At 71.7% G+C, this 19,683-nt stretch carries 15 protein-coding genes; 4 read left to right on the forward strand and 11 right to left on the reverse strand.

Features of this window, described 5'->3' with window-relative positions; genetic code table 11:
- Positions 1-104 precede the first annotated feature (104 nt).
- Genes Ato02nite_RS40425 through Ato02nite_RS40435 form a run of 3 tightly spaced genes read right to left on the reverse strand, consistent with a single transcriptional unit; the run spans position 105 to position 2,676 of the window.
- Positions 105-485 carry a VOC family protein gene (locus Ato02nite_RS40425; RefSeq protein WP_213011999.1) on the reverse strand — a complete coding sequence of 127 codons (381 nt, stop codon included), beginning with the start codon at positions 483-485 and terminating at the stop codon, positions 105-107.
- Positions 486-498: 13 nt separating this feature from the next.
- On the reverse strand, positions 499-2,031 hold the full coding sequence (locus Ato02nite_RS40430) for a bifunctional AfsR/SARP family transcriptional regulator/alpha/beta hydrolase (RefSeq protein WP_213012000.1): 1,533 nt from the start codon (positions 2,029-2,031) through the stop codon (positions 499-501).
- A 12-nt stretch (positions 2,032-2,043) separates the two neighbouring features.
- Entirely contained in the window at positions 2,044-2,676 is a 633-nt protein-coding gene (locus Ato02nite_RS40435; protein WP_213012001.1) for a class I SAM-dependent methyltransferase, read from the reverse strand.
- A 120-nt stretch (positions 2,677-2,796) separates the two neighbouring features.
- Here Ato02nite_RS40435 and Ato02nite_RS40440 point away from each other — a divergent pair, with 120 nt between their 5' ends.
- Positions 2,797-3,564 (forward strand): SDR family oxidoreductase, encoded by a 768-nt coding sequence (locus tag Ato02nite_RS40440; RefSeq protein WP_213012002.1) that lies wholly within the window; start codon positions 2,797-2,799, stop codon positions 3,562-3,564.
- Here Ato02nite_RS40440 and Ato02nite_RS40445 read toward each other — a convergent pair.
- The 8 genes from Ato02nite_RS40445 to Ato02nite_RS40480 all read right to left on the reverse strand — a co-directional run bounded on the left by Ato02nite_RS40445 (position 3,555) and on the right by Ato02nite_RS40480 (position 13,660).
- Positions 3,555-4,886 carry a serine hydrolase domain-containing protein gene (locus tag Ato02nite_RS40445; protein WP_213012003.1) on the reverse strand — a complete coding sequence of 444 codons (1,332 nt, stop codon included), beginning with the start codon at positions 4,884-4,886 and terminating at the stop codon, positions 3,555-3,557. The genes Ato02nite_RS40440 and Ato02nite_RS40445 overlap by 10 nt on opposite strands.
- A 17-nt stretch (positions 4,887-4,903) precedes the next feature.
- Entirely contained in the window at positions 4,904-5,782 is an 879-nt protein-coding gene (locus Ato02nite_RS40450) for a sulfotransferase (protein WP_213012004.1), read from the reverse strand.
- A gap of 24 nt (positions 5,783-5,806) precedes the next feature.
- Positions 5,807-6,646, reverse strand: coding sequence for a hypothetical protein (locus Ato02nite_RS40455; RefSeq protein WP_213012005.1), 840 nt, complete (start codon positions 6,644-6,646; stop codon positions 5,807-5,809).
- A complete protein-coding gene (locus tag Ato02nite_RS40460; RefSeq protein ID WP_213012006.1) occupies positions 6,643-7,845 on the reverse strand; it encodes a homogentisate 1,2-dioxygenase in 1,203 nt (400 codons plus the stop codon). Before Ato02nite_RS40460 ends, Ato02nite_RS40455 begins: the two co-directional genes overlap by 4 nt.
- A gap of 93 nt (positions 7,846-7,938) precedes the next feature.
- The gene (locus Ato02nite_RS40465) at positions 7,939-9,810 is read right to left on the reverse strand and encodes a hydantoinase B/oxoprolinase family protein (RefSeq protein ID WP_213012007.1); all 1,872 of its coding nucleotides are present in this window, start codon (positions 9,808-9,810) and stop codon (positions 7,939-7,941) included.
- A gap of 3 nt (positions 9,811-9,813) precedes the next feature.
- Positions 9,814-11,853, reverse strand: coding sequence for a hydantoinase/oxoprolinase family protein (locus Ato02nite_RS40470; protein WP_246608004.1), 2,040 nt, complete (start codon positions 11,851-11,853; stop codon positions 9,814-9,816).
- 8 nt (positions 11,854-11,861) lie between these two features.
- Positions 11,862-13,040, reverse strand: a complete 1,179-nt coding sequence (locus Ato02nite_RS40475; RefSeq protein WP_213012008.1) for a CaiB/BaiF CoA transferase family protein — start codon at positions 13,038-13,040, stop codon at positions 11,862-11,864.
- On the reverse strand, positions 13,037-13,660 hold the full coding sequence (locus tag Ato02nite_RS40480; RefSeq protein ID WP_213012009.1) for a GntR family transcriptional regulator: 624 nt from the start codon (positions 13,658-13,660) through the stop codon (positions 13,037-13,039). The genes Ato02nite_RS40475 and Ato02nite_RS40480 overlap by 4 nt, the downstream gene beginning before the upstream one ends.
- A 140-nt stretch (positions 13,661-13,800) precedes the next feature.
- Between Ato02nite_RS40480 and Ato02nite_RS40485 the strand changes: the two genes are divergently transcribed.
- From Ato02nite_RS40485 to Ato02nite_RS40495, 3 genes are all read left to right on the forward strand, one after another.
- Positions 13,801-17,538: a DUF4132 domain-containing protein gene (locus Ato02nite_RS40485; RefSeq protein ID WP_246608005.1), complete on the forward strand. Its 3,738-nt coding sequence runs from the start codon at positions 13,801-13,803 to the stop codon at positions 17,536-17,538.
- Between the two features lie 96 nt (positions 17,539-17,634).
- Positions 17,635-18,741, forward strand: a complete 1,107-nt coding sequence (locus Ato02nite_RS40490) for an ATP-binding protein (protein ID WP_213012011.1) — start codon at positions 17,635-17,637, stop codon at positions 18,739-18,741.
- A gap of 3 nt (positions 18,742-18,744) precedes the next feature.
- Positions 18,745-19,683 (forward strand): DUF5682 family protein (locus Ato02nite_RS40495; RefSeq protein WP_246608006.1); only part of this gene is annotated, 939 nt, incomplete at its 3' end.

Raw genomic sequence — 19,683 nt, forward strand, 5'->3', positions numbered from 1 at the left:
CAACCACCACTTGAAACCGCCCTACGAACACGAAGTCTCCAAGGTCTACAGCGGAGCCCGGGCGACGGCACGCACCGGAGGGCAAGCGGCTCGAAGTGGCCTCGTTACTGCCAGGTCTTGGCGTTCTTCGCGAAGATCTCCGGGTCGCTGTGCAGTGGGATCACGCAGAGGATGTGACCGCCGGGCACGCGCAGAATGCGGCAGCCCAGCCAGCGGTTGAGCTCGACCGCGCCCAGGGCCAGCAGCCGGGCCGTCTCGGCGTCGACGTCGTCGGTCTCGATGTCGATGTGGTAGCGGGCCTGGTCGTCGACCGCCTGCACGGCGACGTTGAGGCCGGTCAGGATGCCGGGCAGGGACGTGAACTGTTCCTCCCCCGGCACCGGGTTGGCGGGCACGCCGAGCGCGGCCGACCAGAAGGCCGCCGCCCTCTTGGCCTCGTCGGTGGGTACGTCGATCAGCAGGGTGGACAACCGGCTCCGATGCATCCACCGAGGATAATCAGCCGAGGAAGTCGGTGATCAGGTCGACCACCCGGTCCAGGTCGGTGGCGTCGGGGAGGTGGTAACGGCCCTCCAGCGGCACCAGGCGGGCGTCGGGCAGGCCGGCCGCCAGTTGCCGGCCGCCCTCGAACGGGATGACCCGGTCGCCGCGGTAGTGCAGCACCAGCGCGGGGGCGGTGACCTGAGGTAGCAGCGCCGACGTGTCGACGTCGTAGGCGGCTTCCAGGTAGCCGGCGGCCACGTCGCGGTCGGCCGAGTCGCGCAGCACCTCGGCCAGGTGGCGGGCGGCGGCCTCGCCGGCGCCCGGGCGGAACAGGTCGGCGAACAGTTTCGAGCCCAGGCCCCAGTGCGTGCGGACCATGGTGACCAGGGCGGCGTTCAGGTCGGGGCGGCGGAACGTGGCCGGGCCGTCGGCGTAGGTGCCGACGAACACCAGCCGGTCGACCAGCTCGGGGTGGGCCGCCGCCAGGGCCACCGCGACCGGCCCGGCCTCCGACATGGCCAGCAGGTTGACCGGCGGGCCCACCCGCAGCACCACCGCGTGCAGTTCGGTCACGGCCGCGGCCAGGCCGAAGTCGGTGACCGGGCCGCGGGACAGGCCGGTGCCCTGCCGGTCGTAGATGGTGATCGCGTGCCGGGCCACCAGGCGTTGCAGCAGGCTGGACCTCGGGTCGCGGCCGGCCGCCACCACGTCGATCGAGGTCACCCAGCCGGGCAGGGAGACCAGCGGCGGGCCGGAGCCGAGGCCGGCCATCGCGATGGTCCGGCCGCCGGCGGTGAGATGGGCCGTCTTCAGGCCGAGCAGCGGGGGCGCGTCGTGAACCGGCTCCTGGCGCAGGATCCGCCGGTGGGTCTCGCGGATCGCGGCCGACGGTTCCAGGCCCAGCTCGGCGGCGAGGGAGGTGGCGTACTGCCGGTAGGCGTCCAGCGCGTCGGCCGTGCGGCCCAGCGCGAACAGGGTCCGCAGCAGCAGGTCGCGGGCGGTTTCGCGGAGCGGGTGCTCGGCCACGAAGGCTTCCAGCCGGGGCAGCGAGCGGGCCGCCTGGCCGGTGTGCAGCAGTGCCTCGTGCCACTGCTCGGTGGCGTGCAGCCGGGACTCGTCGAGCCGGATCGCCTCTAGCCGGGCGATCTCGGTGTCGGCCGGGCCGGCGTAGGCGGGGCCGTGCCACAGGCCGAGGGCCTCGTCGAGCAGCTTCTCCCGGGTGACCGGGTCGGCCCGGGCCGCCGACGCGACGAGCTGGTCGAAGCGGTCCGCGTCGGTCGCGGCCCGCAGCAGGTAGCCGGGTGGCTCGGTCGCCAGCAGCAGGCCGGGCAGCGTGCGCCGCAGCCGGGACACCTGGCTGTGCAGCGCCGCGACCGGGTCGGCCGGTTGGCTGTCGCGCCAGATCAGCTCGGCCAGCAGGTCGGCCGGGACGACCCGGCCGGCCCGGGCCAGCAGCGCGGCGAGCAGCGCCCGCTGCCGGTCGCCGAGCGGGATCGGGGTGCCATCGGCGGCGTACGCCCGCACCGCGCCCAGCACCCGGAACCGCATCCCGCCATGGTGTCACCGCCGGGCGACCCCGGCGATCTGCGGGTTGATCGGCAGCAGCACCGAGGACATCCGGTAGCGCTCGACCTCGAGTTCGAAACCGCAGGCCCGCAGCATGGTCTCGGTGTCCCGGCCGACGTCGCAGCCCTCGAAGAGCCACCGCCACGGCCGGGCGACCAGGCGCTGCACCGCCGCGTACCCGGCGTGGTCACCGGCCCGGACGTGTTCGACGAAGACCAGCCGCCCGCCCGGCCGCAGGATCCGGCCGATCTCCCGGATCGCCGCGACCGGATCCGGCACGCTGCACAGCACCAGCGTGCTCACCACCGCGTCGACGCTGCCGTCCGGAAAGTCCATCCGCTCCGCGCCTTCGGCCCGCAGCTCCACGTCGATGTCCCGGCGGCGGGCTTCGGCCATCAGAGGCCCATGCATGTACGGGTTGGGCTCGATCGCCACCAGCCGGGTCCCCGGCTTGTAGAAGCGCAGGTTGGCACCGGTGCCCGGGCCGATCTCGACCACCGTGGGCGGCAGGTCGGCGAACAGTTCCCGTTTGCGCGGGCCGAGCAGCCGCCCACCGTAGTTGTCGAGGCCGCGCAACACGACGGCGTTGAGCCGGCCGCGCACCGGGTTGCCCTTCAGAATCGTCATGCCGGAAGCCTGCGCCCAGCCCCTGTCATCCCACTGTCGCGCCCCGGCGAAGGTGGCCCTGCCACACCCAGGAAGAGCAGGGTGATCGCTACCGGACCGGGCCGGAGCAACGCTGGACCTATGGACATCACCAACCGCACCGTCTTCATCGCCGGCGGCACCTCGGGAATCGGGCTGGAACTCGCCCGTCGCTTCGCCGCGGCCGGCAGCACGGTCATCGTCGGCGGCCGGCGCACCGATCTGCTCGACCGGATCGCCGCCGAGGGATTCGCCACCGTTGTCATCGACGTGACCGACCGCGGCAGCGTCGGCCGGGCCCGGGACACCGTTCTCGACGGCTTCCCGGGTCTCGACACGGTCGTGACGATGTCCGGGGTGGGATTCCCCGAGGACCTGCGCGATCCCGCCCATTTCGAGGACGCGGAGAAGACCGTCGACACCAACCTCCTCGGCACCATCCGGGTCATCGACGCGTTCACCCCGCACCTGATCGGGCGCGGTGGCGGCGCGGTCATCACGGTCAGCTCGGGCATCGGGTTCCTGCCGTTCCCGCTGATGGCGACCTACGCCGCCTCGAAGGCCGGCGTGCACGCCTACACCGAGGCGTTGCGCGCGCAGCTGGCCGGCACCGGGGTCGAGGTGGCCGAACTCGTCCCGCCGGCCGTCGCCACCACGCTGGGGCAGAGCAACCCGCATGCGCTCGACCTGGCGGATTTCGCCACCGAGGTGATGGACCTGCTGGGCTCCCAACCCACTCCCCACGAGATCCTGGTCAAGGGTGTGCTGATGCACCGGTGGGCCGAGCGGGACGGCACCTACGACGACCTGGTCGCCCAGCGGTCGCAGGCGCTCGCCATGCTCCCGGGCCGGCGCGGTGATCAGACCTGACCCCGCCAGCCGCCGGGGTCGACGCCGCCCGGGATGGCCGAGGCCGGGGCGTACGGCTGCCGGGTGAAGACGAACGTGCCCAGGTCGAAGTGGGTGATCGTGCCGGACTCGTCGCGGACCAGGCGCAGGCGCTCGCCGTTGAAGTAGTCGCTCGTGCCGATCCACTCGCCGTCGCCGGCCGGGCGCATCCGGACGCGGCGAGGGCCGGACAGCGAGGTCAGCTCCAGCCAGCCGCCGGCGGCGGGCCGCAGAGCGTACGGCGACGCACCCCAGTACCAGGGGCCGGCCAGGCCGAGCAGCGCCGGTTCGAGGGCGGGCAGCGGCGTCCACGGTGCGGGGATGCGCGGCTCCCGGTCGGCGACGATGGTCAGCAGGTCGGCGGCGACCCCGCCGACCGGCACACCCGAGGTGGTATTGGTCAGCAGCACCGTGGCCACGTCGTCGTCGGGGCTGGTCCAGAGGGTGGCGGCGAAGCCGGGCATGCCGCCGGTATGGCCGGACAGCAGCCGCTCGTCGCGGCGCAGGAGCTGCATGCCCAGGCCGTAGGAGCTGTTCCAGTCGTCCGCCTCGGAAGCGCTGTATGGCGTACGCATCTGGGCCAGCGAATCCGCCCCGAGCACCCGGTCGTCGCCGTGCAGCAGGAACTGGGCGAAGCGCGACAGGTCGTCGACGGTGGACCAGATCTGGCCGGCCGGCGCCATCCGGCCGGTGTCGGTGAGCGGCTCGGGCATCAGCACGTCGGCCCACGGGTGCACGGACCAGCCGAGCGCGTGCGGGACGGCCGGCAGCAGGGTGGTCCGGTGCAGGCCGAGCGGTTCGAGGATCTCGCGGCGCAGCACGGTGCCCCAGTCCGCGCCACGCAGGTGCGCGACCATGGCGCCGAGCAGCGCGAACCCGGGGTTGGAGTAATGGTGCAGCCCGCGCATGGACGGCACATCGGTCCCGAGGAGTTCGGTGCGCCCGGTGCCGTCGGTGCGCTCCCACCACGGGCCGGGCGGCTCGGACGCCAGGCCGGCGGTGTGCCCGAGGAGGTCGCGCAGGAGGAAGTCGCCGCCGCCGGGCAGGTAGGTGCCGAGCGGGTCACCGAGGGAGATCAGGCCCTCGTCGCGCAGGCGCAGCACGAGCACGGCCACGAAGGTCTTGCTGATCGAGCCGATCCGGTACTGCACGTCGCGGCCGGTGTCGCTGCCCCGGCTGTCCGCCCACGCCTGCTCGCCGTCGCGCACCACGGCGGCGGCGATCGAGGGGGCCCGGCCCTGGACCTGGGCGGTGGCGAGGCAGTGCAGCAGGGCGCGGCGGGTTTCCGGGAGCAACTCAGGCATCCCGGCAACCTATCGGGTCAGACGCGGGCCCTGTATCCATATTTGTGCAGCATCGGCCACGCCAGGGCGGTCGCGGTCAGGCGGGCACCGCGCCGCTGTTCGGTACGCCAGCGGTGGTCCGGCCGCACGGCGATCTCGCCGTTGCGGAAACGGCTCGGGTTGCCGGCGATCGTGTGGTTGGGCTTGAGCAGCACCGTGTTCTCGTCGACGAACGGGCCGTCGGCCGGTTCGACGCCGGTCATGGTCAGCACCTCTTCGAGGGTGTCCTGCGGGCATCGGGCGAAGTCCTCGTAGCGCAGCCGGGTGTGCCGGTCCGGGAAGGCGCGGGTGAGCCGTTCGGTGATGGCGTTGCGCACCAGCCAGTGCATCGCGCTGGTGGTGGGGCCCACCGCCGAGGCGGACCGCATCCACGAGTGGGTCACCGCCCGCGGATCGCGCACCATGTGCAGCAGGTACGGCACGGTGCCGGGCATCCGGGTGAGCAGCGCGGCCCCGGACGGCACCTTCGACGAGTCGACGATCAGTGCGGCGCCGGTGACGTCGGCGATCGCGTGGCAGAGCTTGGTGTAGATCTCGCGGTACTCCTCGGCCTCGGCGCTGAGGGCGCCGTCGGCGAGCTGCTGGGTGTGGCGCACCCGAATGGCCTGTTTCTGCAATTCGACGACGTGGGCCGGATCGGGCAGCCGGCTGCCGAAGGCCAGGGACAGGATGTTCTGCCAGGTGGCGCACTCGGCGAACTTCACGCCGCAGCCGCATCTGCGGCCGATCAGCAGGCCGCGGTGCCACAGGTAGAACAGTTCACCGGTGGAGAAGACGCCCTTGTACGAGTTGAGGATGTTGTCGACGATCGTGGTCCCGCTGCGTCCCCACCCGGCGATATACAAGATCTTCACCATAGGCGAGCATGTTGACCAACAAGGTTAAGTACCGGCTCGGAGCCCGCTGTCCGGAGGCTTTGAAGGCAGCAGGCCCAAGGCGGTCAGGTCGTCGACCGGCTCCACCACGCTGCACGTGCCGAACGAGGTGAAGACCCGGCGGGCGGCCTCGGCCTGCGCCGGGGTCAGGGCGCGGACGGCGGCGGCCACGCCCGCCGCGTACCCGGCCTCCAGGTGGCCCTCGGCGATGATCACCGACTCGCCGTCGGCCAGCGCGGACGCCGCCAGCAGCACGTTGAGGAAACCGTGGTGCTCGAAGCCGGTGGCCGGGTCGATGTGGCGGATCGCGTGGTGCAGGCCGGCCGTGCACTTGAGCGCGATGCCGCGGTGGACACAGGCGGCCATCGTGTCGGCCAGCTCGACCGCGGTCGGGAACAGGTCGGCGCGCAGGCCGCCGGTGCGCAGCTTCGCCCGGTAGCGGGTGCCGGCCAGGACGTCCAGCACGTGCCGGGTGTCCCAGCCGATCTCGACGAACGCCGGCACGTCCGGCGGCAGCACGTCGTCGAGGATCTTCACGGTGTCCCGGGCGTCCGGGGCGGTGGTCACGACCGGGATCTCGACGGCGGCCAGGCGTACGCCGGGACGGTCGAGAGTGCGCAGCGTGCACCCGGCCTCGTCGGCGGCGACGATGACCGACAGGTCGATGGGTGACTGCTCCACGGCGTACGGGAAAAGCTGCGGGAGCCTGCTCGCCGGGATGACGAAGGGTCCGACCAGGTCCGCGAAGCGGGAGCGCAGCGACCGATGAGCCGGGACCGCCGTTTCCATCGGCGCGTCGCCGGGCGGGAAGAGCGCGGCGTCGTCGAAGAGGCCGGTGAAGATCATGAGGGTCCCCGGCCGGACCAGGACCAGGCGTAGCGCCCGTCGTCGCAGGCGGTGCCGGCCTCGCCCAGGCCGAGCGGGCGGAACGTGTCGACCATGACCGCGGTCTCGTCGAAGAACTCGGCGCCCAGCGAGCGTTCGACCGCGCCCGGCTGCGGGCCGTGCGAGTGCCCGCCCGGGTGCAGCGAGATCGAGCCCTTGCCGATGCCGGAACCCTTGCGGGCCTCGTAGTCGCCGTCGACGTAGAACATGACCTCGTCGGAGTCGACGTTCGAGTGGTAATAGGGCACCGGGATGGCCAGCGGGTGGTAGTCGACCTTGCGGGGCAGGAAGTTGCAGATGACGAAGTTGGCGCCCTCGAAGACCTGATGGACCGGTGGCGGCTGGTGGACGCGCCCGGTGATCGGTTCGAAATCCCGGAGATTGAACGCGTACGGGTACAGGCAGCCGTCCCAGCCGACGACGTCGAACGGGTGCTCGGGAACGACGTGGATCGTTCCGGTCAAGCCCCCGGGTTTATCGCCGCGGTGCTTCACGTAGATCTCCACGTCGGTTCCCTCTGCGAGCAGCGTTTCCTGCGGCCCGCGAAGATCACGCTCGCAGTACGGGCTGTGCTCCAGGAACTGGCCGAAGCGGGAGAGGTAACGCTTCGGCGGCGTGATGTGCGAGTTGGCCTCGATCGCGTAGGTGCGCAGTGGTTCGTCACCGGCCGGCACCCAGCGGTGCGTCGTGGTGCGCGGGATGATCACGTAATCGCCGGCGCCCACCTCCAGCGCACCGAAGGTCGTTTCGACGGTCGCGCTGCCGCGCTCCACGAAGACACACTCGTCGCCGACGGCATTGCGGTAGAGCGGCGAGGGCAGACCCGAGACGGCGTACGAGATCCGCACGTCCGCGTTGCCCAGGACCAGCCGCCGTCCAGTGACCGCGTCGACCGCCTTCCACTCCTCGCCGGTGAACAGGTCGTGCAGTTTCAGGTGGCGCGGGATCAGCGGGGCGTTCGCGGTGACGGTCTGGTCGGGCAGCTCCCACGGGCGGGCGTCGACCAGCGCCGACGGGATCCCCCGGTGGTAGACCAGCGACGAGTCCGACGAGAAGCCCTCCTCGCCGACCAGCTCCTCGGCGTAGAGGCCACCGTCCGGGCGGCGGTGCTGGGTGTGCCGCTTGGGCGGGACGGAGCCCACCTGCCGGTAGAACGTCATCGTGCTGCCTCCCGGGAATGTGGCCGCCCCGCCTCGTGAGCGGAACGGCCGCCGGATCCGGACGTTACAAGCCCGTTTCGTAGCACACAAGAATCACCGCCATACCGGGCGTATCGGAGCGGGGAGGCCGGTCTCCTCCTCGCAGCGGGCCAGGATCTCGTCGAGGCCCGGTCCCATGTCGAAGACCGGCAGTTCACCGACTCTTGCGGCGCGCAACTCTTCTTTGAGAGCCGCGGTCGCGGGTCCATCCAGCTCGCCGGCCTCCGTAACGACCGTCCCGTAGCGTTTTGCCCCGTCGGCGGTGACCAGGCCACGCCGGACCTCCTTGGCGACCAGCGCCGGGTCCCGTTCGAGGGGGTCGCCCCAGCCGCCACCGCCCCAGGTGACGAAATGCAGCACGTCGCCCGGGTGGACCGGCACGTCGTGGCACTTGCTGGGCAGTACCTCCCGCTCCCCCGACGCCCGGTCGATCCACTTGCGGCCACGGGCGCCCGGTGCGCCGCCGTTGACCCCCCACGGATACATCAGCCAGCGGTCGTCGTGGATCGCGATCGTGCCCGGTTCGAGGAAACGGTAGGCGACGTCGACGCCGTTGCCGCCGCGGTGCAGACCGGCGCCGCCGGTGTCGGCGACGGTCTCCCACTTCTCGATCCGCAGCGGGTAGTAGGACTCGAGGAACTCGCACGGGATGTTGACGAAGCTCGGCCACAGCGAGTGACCGTCGGGGCCGTCGCCGAGCGGGCGGCCGGGGATGCCGCCGAAGCCGATCGAGTAGAGCTGGAACCACTCGCCCTTGCGGTCGCCGCCGGAGTAGTTCCCCGAGTACATGAAGTGCGGGGACGAGGAGAAGCCGGCCGCGTTGAGCAGGGCCGGGTTGGTCTGCCCGAGCAGGCCGCCGAACAGGTCGAAGACCCGGCCGATGCCGTGGTTGCGGGCGTTCAGGGCGGCCGGGTGTTTCGGCTTCCAGTACGAGCCGTCCGGGATGGTCACGTCGACCAGCGGGTAGAAGCCGTCGTTCCAGAGGATCTGCGGGTCGGCCACGGTGATCATGTAGATGCCGAAGAACATCCGGGCCAGGTTTTCGTTGAGGTAGTAGTTGACCGGGCCGATCGCCTGCGGGGACGAGCCGGTGAAGTCCAGGTGCACCCGGTCGCCGGTGCGGGTCAGGGACAGTTTCAGCTCGTACGGGCCGTAGCCGACGCCGTCGTCGCAGATGTAGTCGGTGAACGAGAGCGTGCGGCCCTCGGCGAAGACCATGTGCAGCAGCGTCTTCATCGCGTCGTAGTTGCGCTGCAGCAGCGCGTCCAGCGCGGACAGGTAGGTGTCGACACCGAACCGGGCGCACATCTCGGTGACCCGTTTCGCCGCGGTGCGGCACGCGGCGACCAGGCCGTTGAGGTCGGCGCGGTTCCAGTCGGGCACCCGCACCTGGTTGAGGATGATGCGCAGCGCGTCCTCGTTGAGCCTGCCCTCGGCGTACAGCTTGAAGGGCGGGATGACCACGCCCTCCTCGTAGATGGTCTTGGCGTCGGTCGGCATCGACGACGGGGTCTTGCCGCCCACGTCGGACATGTGGCCGAACATCGACGCCCAGCCGACGACTTTTCGATCAACGAAGATCGGGAGTACCACCAGCCAGTCGTTGGCGTGGCTGATCGCGGCCCCGCACGCGTACGGGTCGGAGGTGAGCAGGACGTCGCCCTCGCCGATATCGCCCTCGAAACCGGCCAGGAAGTCGGGGATGGACAGGCCGAACTGGCCGACCACCATCTTGCCGCTCGGGTCGGCGATCAGCGGGAACTCGTCGTGCTGCTCGCGGATGCCGGGGCTGAGCGCGGTGCGGAAGAGCACCTCGTCCATCTCGTAGCGGGCATTGCGCAGGCCGTTCTCGACCAGGTCGAGGGTCACCGGGTCGACGTCGATCTTTTCCAGGGGTGTGGTGTTGGGTTCGACGATGCGGGCCATCGGTCAGGCCTCCTTCGACGTCGGGCGGATGAGGAGGCTGCCGCCGGCGTCCGTCGTGGCGGCGTGGCCGGGGAGGATCAGGGTCGTCGAGTCCATCTCGGTGACGATCGCGGGGCCGGTGATGACGTTGCCGGCTTTGAGCTTGAGCCGGTCGTAGAGGGCCGCGTCGACGTAATGGCCGTCGACGTAGATGGGAGTCTCGCCGGTGCGGGCCTCGTGGGGGTCCGGATCGCCCTTCTCCAGATGGATCGGTGTCACCCTCGGACGCGGGCCGGTCACCGTGGCGCGGGCGTTCACCAGCTCGTGGTCCACCGCGAGAGTGAAGGAGAACAGTCGCTCGTGCTCGGCGTCGAACCTCGCTGCCAGGCCGGTCAGGCCTTCGCTCAGCTCGAAGGCGACGGGCAGCTCGTTGCCTTGGCCGACAAACCGGATATCAGCGGAATAGGCGATGTGCTCGGGCGACACGCCCTGTGCTTCGAGACGGCCGGAGGCGGCGGTGGCCAGTTCCTCGAAGATCGTCGCGAGTTCCGTGTCGGACAGATCGCCGAGCTTTCGCAGAACGGTCCGGGCGGACTCGTCGCGGGCCGACGTGGTCGCGTCGCCGAGCGCGCACAGGACACCCGGCGAGGGCGGGACGATCACCGGCCAGGCGCCGGTCAGCCGGCCGAGCGCGTTGGCGTGCAGCGGTCCGGCGCCGCCGAAGGCGACCAGGGCGAAGTCGCGCGGGTCGAACCCCTGCTGCACGCTGACCAGGCGCAGGCCGCCGAGCATGTTCTCGTTGACGATGTCGATGATGCCGGCGGCGGCTTTCTCGGCGCTCTCCAGGCCCATGGCGTCGGCGATCGCCTGCACGGCGGTGCGGGCGGCGTCCCGGTCCAGCGTGATCTCGCCGCCGGCCAGGGCGGACGGGAGGTAGCCGAGCACCACGTTCGCGTCGGTCACGGTCGGTGCGGTGCCGCCCTTGCCGTAGGCGGCGGGCCCCGGCTCGGCGCCGGCGGATTGCGGGCCGACCCGCAACGCCCTGGTCAGCTCGGGCACGTGGGCGATCGAGCCGCCGCCGGCGCCCACCGTGCGGACGTCCACCGCGGAGGCCCGGACGGTGAGGTCACCGACCTTGGTCTCGCGGCCGATGCGCGCCTGCCCGCCCTGCACCAGCGCGACGTCGGTCGAGGTGCCGCCCATGTCGAAGGTCAGCAGCTCGGTGTGGCCGGACTGCTCGGCCACCCAGACCGCGCCGGCGACCCCGCCCGCCGGGCCGGAGAGCAGCATGGTGACCGGGGCCGAGATGGCCGCGTCGGCGCTGGCCAGGCCGCCGTCGCTGCGCAGGATCGACAGCGCCGCCGGAACGCCCTCCGCGGTGAGTTTCGCACTCAGATTGGCGACATAGCGGGCCACCTGGGGCTGCACGTAGCCGTTGGCGACGGTGGTCAGCGCGCGCTCATATTCCCGCATCTCGGGCAGGACGACGGAGGACAGCGAAACCTCGATGCCGGGTAGCTCCTCCCGCGCCAGCTCCAGGAGACGCCGCTCGTGCTCGTCGTTCGCGAAGGCGTTGATCAGCGAGATGGCGAGGGCCTCGACGCCGCTGAGCTTTCGCAGAGCATGCCGGGCCCTTTCCTCGTCCAGCGGGGTGATCACGGCGCCGTCCGTGCCGATCCGCTCGGGCACCTCGACCGTGTTCTCCAGATCGGCCAGCGGCTCCGGCTTGGGCCAGATGATCCAACCGGCCAGGCCGCCCGGCACGAACGAGCGGGCGATCTGCAGCACCTGCCGGAAACCCTCGGTCGTCACCAGGCCGACCGTCGCGCCCTTGCCCTCGAGGATCGCGTTCGTGGCGACCGTGGTGCCGTGCAGCACGTGGGCGACGGCCGAGCGGTCGATGCCGGCCTCGGCACACACCTTGTCGATGCCGTGCAGCACGCCCACTGACTGATCGCTCGGCGTCGAGGCGGTCTTGGCCCGCCACGTCGAACCGGTTTCCTCGTCGACCAGCAGCACGTCGGTAAACGTGCCGCCCACATCCACGCCGAGTCGATAGGACATCTCACTCCTTAGATGATCTTGGTTTGGCGCAGACGCGCGCGCTCCGTTTCGTCGAGGCCGAGAAGGCCGCCGTAGATCTCGTCGTTGTGCTGGCCCAGCTCCGGGCCGGCGGTCCGCACCGCGCCCGGCGTCTCGCTGAGCCGGGGCGTGGCGTTCTGCATCGGGATCTCATCCACCGTGACGATCGCCTCCCGCGCCTGGAAGTGCGGGTCGGCGAACATGTCCTTGGCCCGGAAGATCCGCCCGGCCGGGACACCGGCTTCGTGCAAAATGGACAAAAGCCCCTCGGCCGGATGCTTCACGGTCCACTCCGCGATCAAACCGTCGAGTTCCTCCATCGCCGCGCCGCGAGCCTCGTGGGTTTTGTACCTTTCGTCGGCCGCGAGCTCCTCGCGGCCCATGGCCGCCGCCAGGCGCCCGAACACGCTGTCCTGGTTGGCCGCGATCAGGATCAGGTCGCCGTCGCCGGTCGGATAGACGTTGCTGGGCGACACGTTGGGCAGCACCGCGCCGGTGCGTTCGCGCTGGTAACCGGCCACCGCCCACTCCGGCAGCAGCGATTCCATCATCGCCAGGACGGCCTCGTAGATCGCCGAGTCGACGACCTGCCCGCGCCCCGTCCTGGTGCGGTTGTGCACCGCCACCAGCGTCCCGATGGTGGCGTAGGTGGCGGCCAGGGAATCCCCCAGCGAGATCCCGGCCCGCACCGGTGCCCGATCCGGATCCCCCATGACGTAGCGGATCCCACCCATCGCCTCGCCGATCGACCCGAAGCCGGCCCGGCTCGCATAGGGCCCGGTCTGCCCGTAACCGGTCACCCGGGTGACGATCAGGCCCGGGTTGGTCTCCCACAGCGTGGCCGGGGCCATCCCCCAGCGCTCCAGGGTGCCCGGCCGGAAGTTCTCCACCACGATGTCGGCGGTGTCGATCAGCTCGCGGACCAGCGCCTGCCCCTCGGGCCGCCGCAGATCGCAGGTCACCGATTTCTTGTTGCGGGCCACGACCGGCCACCACAGCGACTTGCCGTGCGGTTTCTCCCGCCCCCACTGCCGCATCGGATCGCCGCGGCCCGGGTCCTCCACCTTGATCACCTCGGCGCCGAAGTCGCCGAGCAGCTGACCGCAGAACGGCCCGGCCAGCAGCTGACCGAACTCGACCACGCGCAGGTCGTCCAAGGGAAGAGTCACTGGTTACCCCCGATCATGGTGGCCCGCGCGTTGTAGAGATGGGCGCGCATGACCGCTTCCGCCCAGTCGCCGTCACCGGCCCGCGCGGCCGCCACCATCTCCACGTGGTGGTTGAGGCTCCGGTGCATCGCGTCGGGCGTGTAATCGGCGAAGTTCTGATGCACCACCGCGGCGTGCGTGACGGCTTTCAGGGCACCGGCCAGCGGCGGAGACCCGGCCGCCTCGATGAACATCCCGTGGAAGCGCCGGTTGAGCTCGACCAGCCGGCCGACGTCCCGATACCGGATCATCGCCTCGGCCAGCTCGTCCAACTCGTCCAGTTGATGGGCATTCAGTCGGGGGACGGCCTGGCGTACCGCATAGGGCTCCAAGCGCAACCGCAGCTCGAAGATCTCCCGCAGCTGCTCCTCGCTCCAGGACGCGACGCGGGCGCCGCGATGCGGCGTCAGCTCGACCAGTCCCTCGGCGGCAAGCCTCGACAGAGCCTCCCGGACCGGCGTGCGGCTGACCGACAGCCGGCCGGCCAACTCGGCCTCGCCGAGGCGGGTGCCGGACGTGATGGCACCGGAAAGGATCTCGTCCCGCAGGGACTGAATGACCTGCTCCACTGCCGGTCGCACGGGGCCTCCTCGCGCCGATTGCATGCAATCCTTGCCCTGCCGCCGCTATTTCCGCAAGATCCTCGGCGGGTTCTCAGCAAGTTTGCATGCAACCCGCCCGTCAAGATTTTTGTCGCACGCCCCCGCTAACGTTCCGAGCCATGCGGAGCTTCGAGTTCGTCGAGGGCACATCGGCGAAATTCTGGGAAATCCGGCGCGACGGCGCCGAGGTGACGGTCCGGTTCGGCCGCGTCGGCACGACCGGCCAAACCAAGATCAAAACCTTCGCCGACGACCGGCTTGCGGCGGTGCACGAGAGCAAGCTCATCGCCGAGAAGACCAAGAAGGGGTACGCGGAGGTCAGTCCTACAACCGCAGCCGTGACCGTCCCGCCCTCGTCGCCGACGCCGGCTCTCATGACACCCACCCCGGCTGCCGCGCCGCCGGCCCCTGCGTCCGCTCCCGCGCCCACGCCCGCCGCTTCGGCACCGGCCGCCTCGGCACCGGCCGCCTCCGCACCGGCCGCCTCCGTGCCGGCCGCCTCCGTGCCGGCCGCCTCCGTCCGGGCCGACGAGGACACTTTCGTTGTGCCTGCCGCCTGGTATCGCTATCGGTGCGCGCGGCGCGGCAGCGCCGGCCTCGCGAAGTTCAAGCCCGACCCGAAAGCCCGCACGATCGTCGACGAGGAGATCAAACGGGTCCCCCACCAGGCGAAACGGATTCTCGAGTCGGCCGGCACCGACCCGCAGATCCGCCAGGCCGGGCTGGCCTGGCTCGCCGGCGACGCCACCGCCGAGCCGATCGGCGCGGCCGCCGTGGCGATCGCGTGCGCGCTCGGACGGTGGAGCGACGAGAACCGGATGACCGCGTTCGCCGACGTGTGGATCGCCGAGCGCGGCCTGCTGTTCGCGGTCGAGGCGGCCGTCGAGCTGATGGCCCTGAAGATCACCGAGCACGGCTCCCACCACCGGCCCGGCAACCCCGACTACATGGTCCGGCCCATGCGTCTCGGCGAGGAGCGCCAGCTCTGGAGACCCGACGTGCCGCTGATGATCGCGCTGCAGGTCCGCGAGGCGCTCGCCGCCGCCTCCGACGAGGACTACGCCGCGGCCGTCGCGTTCCTGGCCGGCTACCGCTCCGCCCACCCCTACCTGCGGCTCGCCACCTCGGTCCTCGCCCCCGACCAGGCCGCGTGGGTGGCGGCCGACATCGCCGACGCCGACTCCGCCGCCGCCGGCTATCGCGGGTTGGCCCTGATCACCGCGGCCACCACCCGGCAGCAGGCCGTCACCCTCGCGTCGCTGGTGCACACCTACGCGGCGGTCAGCCAGCGCACGCTCCTCAACACCCTCGCCGAGGGGGCCGGACCGGCCTGCGCCCCGGCCCTGTTCCACTGGTTCGACGACGACCGCGGCGCCGACGGCCAGCGCCGGTTGCTCGCGGTGCTCTCCGCGCTCCCCGGCGACGAGGTGATGAGCGGGCTGATCGAACGGGTCGACACGAAATACGTGATGCCCGCCCTGCTCGAGACCGTCGACCGCTTCCCGGCCCGCGGCCTGCGGCTGCTCGCCGAGGCCGGGGACCAGCGCGACGTCGCCGACCTGCTGCGCGCCCACGTGCTCGCGCACCTCGACCTGATCGACGCGGTCCGCCCCGAGCTGAGCCCCGGCGCGGCGGCCCGAATCGACGCGATCGCCGAGCGGGCGTCGAGCCTCGCGGTCGCCGACCTCGCCGCCGTGCCGCCGCTGCTGGCCGCCCCGCCGTGGCAGCAGCGGGTCAAAGCCGCCAAGCCGATCGTCATTCCCGGCCTGACCTGCACCGACCCGGCCACGATCGCATGGCTGCCGGGCGAGCGGGAGACGTGGTCGCAGACCCCGATCGAGCGCTACGGCCGCGACGACGAGGACTGGGTGCAACTGGCCCGGCGAATCCTGACCGGCCGCGCGAACTGGTACGAACCGGTCCGGTTCTTCGCCCAGGCACCCGAGCTGATCGCCCGGCCGGCCCTCGCGCACTGGAAACCCTCCCAGATCTACGACTCCGGCACCTGGATGCGGGTGATCACCTCCCGCTTCGAGCTGGACACGCTGCGGCCCATGCTCCACATGGCCGACAAGGCACCCACCGAGATCGCGGCGGCCTTTCTGCCCTACTCGTCGCCGGCGATCGCCGTGCACATGGCCGACTGGTTGTCCCGGCTCAAGAGCGTGCGCCGCACGGCGATGGCCTGGTTGCTGCGGCACGCCACGTCGGCGGCCCGGGCGCTGGTCCCGCCCGCGCTCGACAAGCCCGGCCCGGCCCGCCGCCAGGCCGAGCGCGCGCTGCTGATCCTGCACACCAACGGCCACTCCGAGGCGGTCCGGGCCGCGGCCGCCTCCTACGGCCCGGCCGTCGAGGCCGCGATCGAGACGCTGCTGGCGACCGACCCGCTCACGGTCCTGCCGGCCAAGCTCCCACCCGTACCGGCCTGGGCCGTTCCCGGGCTGCTCCCCCCGGTTCCGCTGCGCGACAACGGCGGCAGCCTGCCGGGCGAGGCGGTCGCCAATCTGCTCACCGTCCTGGCCCTGTCCAGGCTCGACGATCCCTATGCGGGCGTCGAGATCGTCAAGCCGGAGTTCGACCCGGCCGGCCTGGCCGAGTTCGCGTGGGGTGTGTTCCAGCGCTGGCAGGCCGCCGGCGCCAACTCCAAGGAGGGCTGGGTGCTCGACGCGCTCGGCCTGATCGGCGACGACGAGACGGTCCGCCGGCTGACCCCGCTGATCCTGGCCTGGCCCGGCGAGGGCGGCCACGCCAAGGCGGTGACCGGCGTCAACGTGCTGGCCACCATCGGCAGCGACGTGGCGCTGATGCACCTGCACGGCATCGCCCAGCGCGCCAAGTTCAAGGGCCTGAAGGCGGCGGCCAACCAGAAGATGGAGGAGGTGGCGGCGGCCCTGGGCCTGAGCGCCGAACAGCTGGCCGACCGCCTGGTGCCCGACTTCGGCCTGGACGCCGACGGCAGCATGCGCCTCGACTACGGCCCCCGCCAGTTCGTGGTCGGCTTCGACGAGCAACTGCGGCCCTACGTGACCGACGCGGCGGGCAAGCATCTGAAGGCGCTGCCCAAGCCGGGCGCCCGCGACGACGCCGCGCTCGGCGAGGCCGCCTACAAGCAGTTCGCGGCGCTGAAGAAGGACGTCCGCACGGTCGCCGCCGACCAGATCCGCCGGCTGGAACGGGCCATGGTCACCGGCCGCCGCTGGACCGGCAGCGAGTTCCGCCAGCTGTTCGTCGCCCACCCGCTGCTCTGGCACATCGTCCGCCGCCTGGTCTGGGGCCGCTACGACGAAACCGGCGCGCTGGTCGAGGCGATCCGGGTCGCCGAGGACCGCACCTTCTCCACCATGGACGACGACGAGACCACGATCGCCGACGACGCCCTGGTCGGGCTGGCCCACCCGCTGCAGCTGGCCGGTGACCTGGCCACCTGGTCGGAGCTGTTCGCCGACTACGAGATCCTGCAGCCGTTCCCGCAGCTGAGCCGGGAGACGTTCGCGCTCACCGCCGAGGAGGCCACCGAGAGCCGGCTGACCCGCTTCGAGGGCATCACGCTGGCCACCACCAAGGTGCTGGGCCTGGAGCGGCGCGGCTGGCGGCGGGACGACCCGATGGACGGCGGCGTGCAGGGCGCCATCGAGCTGAAGCTGGGCCCGCGCCTGGAGGTGACGGTGGAACTCGACCCCGGCATCGTGGTCGGCATGCCCACCGAGTTCCCCGAGCAGAAGCTGACCGGCGTCTACCTGCACGACGGCACCTACAGCGTCTGGGCCCGCGCCAGCAACGGCCTGGTCCCGCTGGGCAAGCTCGACCCGGTGGCCGCTTCCGAGGTCATCCGCGACCTGACCGAGATCACGGCATGACCGCCTGCACCGAGCGGCACCCAGCCGCACCCTCTGACGGCCTCGCCGGCGAGGGCCAGAAGGGCATGCCAATGAAGACACCGGGTGAGGCACCCCATGATTGTTGACGTCACCGAACCCGCCGACTCCGTGCAGCGGCCGCCGGCCGAGGTCCGGTTCGCCGACGAGCTGGCCCGCCTGCGCGAGGCCGACACCGCGGCCCGCCCGCCGGGCTGGCACCTGAGCGTCCAGGCCGCCCGCCGTTTCGTGGTCGGCGACCCGGCGCTCGGCGTAAGCCGCAAGTTCGTCGGCGACCCGTCCCTGATCGACCGGGCCCTGATCACCCTGGCCACGAGCCGCGGCCTGATGCTGGTCGGCGAGCCCGGCACCGCGAAATCCCTGCTGTCGGAGCTCCTGGCCGCCGCGGTCAGCGGCGACTCCACGCTGACCATCCAGGGCGGTGCCGCCACCACCGAGGACCAGATCCGCTACTCGTGGAACTACGCCCTGCTGGTCGCCGAGGGCCCGTCGCAGCGTTCGCTCGTGCCCGCCCCGCTGCTGCGCGGCATGGGTGAGGGCCGCACGGTCCGCTTCGAGGAGATCACCCGCTGCCCGCTGGAGGTGCAGGACTGCCTGTTGTCCCCGCTGTCCGACCGGGTCCTGACCATTCCCGAGTTGACCGGCGCCGAATCGATGGTGTTCGCCCGGGACGGCTTCAACATCATCGCCACCGCCAACACCCGCGACCGGGGCGTCAACGACATGAGCTCGGCCCTCAAGCGCCGGTTCAACTTCGAGACCGTCTTCCCGATCGCCGACCTGCGCACCGAGCTGGCCCTGGTGACCGACGAGGCGGCGAAACTGCTGCGCCGCTCCGGGGTGACCGCCGAGCCGCGCCGCGACGTGCTGGAGGTGCTGGTCACGACGTTCCGCGAGCTGCGCACCGGGGAGACCGCGCGAGGCGACTCGATGGACCGGCTGTCGGCCGTGATGAGCACCGCCGAGGCGGTCTCGGTGGCGCACGCGGTCGGCCTGCGCGGCTGGTTCCTGCGCGGCGAGGCCGGCACCGCCGAGGACGTGGTGGCCTGCCTGGCCGGCACCGCCGCGAAGGACAACCCCGAAGACCTCGCCAAGCTGCGCCGCTACCTGGCCCAGCAGGTGACCTGGCGGGACGGCGACCAGTGGCAGGCGCTGCACCGGGCCCGCCACCTGCTCCCCGGCTGAGCCATGCCGGTCACGTTCATCGGTGTCCGCCACCACAGCCCCGCCTGCGCCCGCCTGGTGGCGGACACCATCGAGACCCTCCGCCCCGCCTACGTCCTGATCGAGGGCCCGGCCGACTTCAACCCCCGCCTGGGCGAGCTGCTGCTCGGCCACGACCTGCCGGTGGCCATCTTCAGCAGCTACCGCGACGACGACCGCCGGCACGCGTCGTGGGCGCCGCTGTGCGACTACTCCCCCGAGTGGACGGCCCTGACCCACGCGGCCCGGGTGGGCGCCGAGCCGCGCTTCATCGACCTGCCGGCCTGGCACCCGGCCTTCGCCGGCCGGGCCAACCGCTACGCCGACGCCGAGCTGCGCTACGCCGACGTGATGAGCCGCCTGTGCCGGTCGTTCGGCGTTGACAACGTGGACGCCCTCTGGGACCACCTGTTCGAGATCGCCCCCGCCGACAACCTGACCACCCGGCTGAACACCTACTTCGACCTGGTTCGCGGCGACGCCGACCCCGGCGACTCCGACCGGGCCCGCGAGTCGTACATGGCGTCCTGGGTGTCGGCCGCGGCCGCCGCGGCGGGCGACCGCCCGGTGGTCGTGGTGACCGGCGGCTTTCACCGCCCAGCCCTGGTGGCCGCCCACACCCAGCCTGCCGCCGCCCCATCCGCTCCGGCCGACCGGCCGGCGCCCCACGATCCGGGGGCAGCCGACGTGGTCTGGCCCGCGGTGCCGGCCATGCCGGACGGGGCGATCGGCGGGAGCTTCCTGGTCCCCTACTCGTTCCGCCGGCTCGACGCGTTCGACGGCTACCAGTCCGGGATGCCGTCACCCGGCTACTACCAGGAACTCTGGGAATCCGGGGTGGAGGGGGCCGCGCGGCATCTCATCGAGGCGGTGGCGACCCGGCTGCGCGAGCGCAAGCAGCCGGTGTCGACGGCCGACCTGATC

This window comes from Paractinoplanes toevensis, from assembly GCF_018332695.1.
GTDB classification, from domain to species: Bacteria; Actinomycetota; Actinomycetes; order Mycobacteriales; family Micromonosporaceae; genus Actinoplanes; species Actinoplanes toevensis.

What these genes read in the sequence shown, in the direction of transcription:
- Ato02nite_RS40490 (WP_213012011.1), top strand. Translation starts at nt 17,635, where the DNA reads ATGATTGTTGACGTCACCGAACCCGCCGACTCCGTGCAGCGGCCGCCG.
- Ato02nite_RS40470 (WP_246608004.1), bottom strand. Translation starts at nt 11,853, where the DNA reads ATGTCCTATCGACTCGGCGTGGATGTGGGCGGCACGTTTACCGACGTG.
- Ato02nite_RS40485 (WP_246608005.1), top strand. Translation starts at nt 13,801, where the DNA reads ATGCGGAGCTTCGAGTTCGTCGAGGGCACATCGGCGAAATTCTGGGAA.
- Ato02nite_RS40430 (WP_213012000.1), bottom strand. Translation starts at nt 2,031, where the DNA reads ATGCGGTTCCGGGTGCTGGGCGCGGTGCGGGCGTACGCCGCCGATGGC.
- Ato02nite_RS40435 (WP_213012001.1), bottom strand. Translation starts at nt 2,676, where the DNA reads ATGACGATTCTGAAGGGCAACCCGGTGCGCGGCCGGCTCAACGCCGTC.
- Ato02nite_RS40450 (WP_213012004.1), bottom strand. Translation starts at nt 5,782, where the DNA reads ATGGTGAAGATCTTGTATATCGCCGGGTGGGGACGCAGCGGGACCACG.
- Ato02nite_RS40460 (WP_213012006.1), bottom strand. Translation starts at nt 7,845, where the DNA reads ATGACGTTCTACCGGCAGGTGGGCTCCGTCCCGCCCAAGCGGCACACC.
- Ato02nite_RS40425 (WP_213011999.1), bottom strand. Translation starts at nt 485, where the DNA reads ATGCATCGGAGCCGGTTGTCCACCCTGCTGATCGACGTACCCACCGAC.
- Ato02nite_RS40455 (WP_213012005.1), bottom strand. Translation starts at nt 6,646, where the DNA reads ATGATCTTCACCGGCCTCTTCGACGACGCCGCGCTCTTCCCGCCCGGC.
- Ato02nite_RS40440 (WP_213012002.1), top strand. Translation starts at nt 2,797, where the DNA reads ATGGACATCACCAACCGCACCGTCTTCATCGCCGGCGGCACCTCGGGA.
- Ato02nite_RS40465 (WP_213012007.1), bottom strand. Translation starts at nt 9,810, where the DNA reads ATGGCCCGCATCGTCGAACCCAACACCACACCCCTGGAAAAGATCGAC.
- Ato02nite_RS40445 (WP_213012003.1), bottom strand. Translation starts at nt 4,886, where the DNA reads ATGCCTGAGTTGCTCCCGGAAACCCGCCGCGCCCTGCTGCACTGCCTC.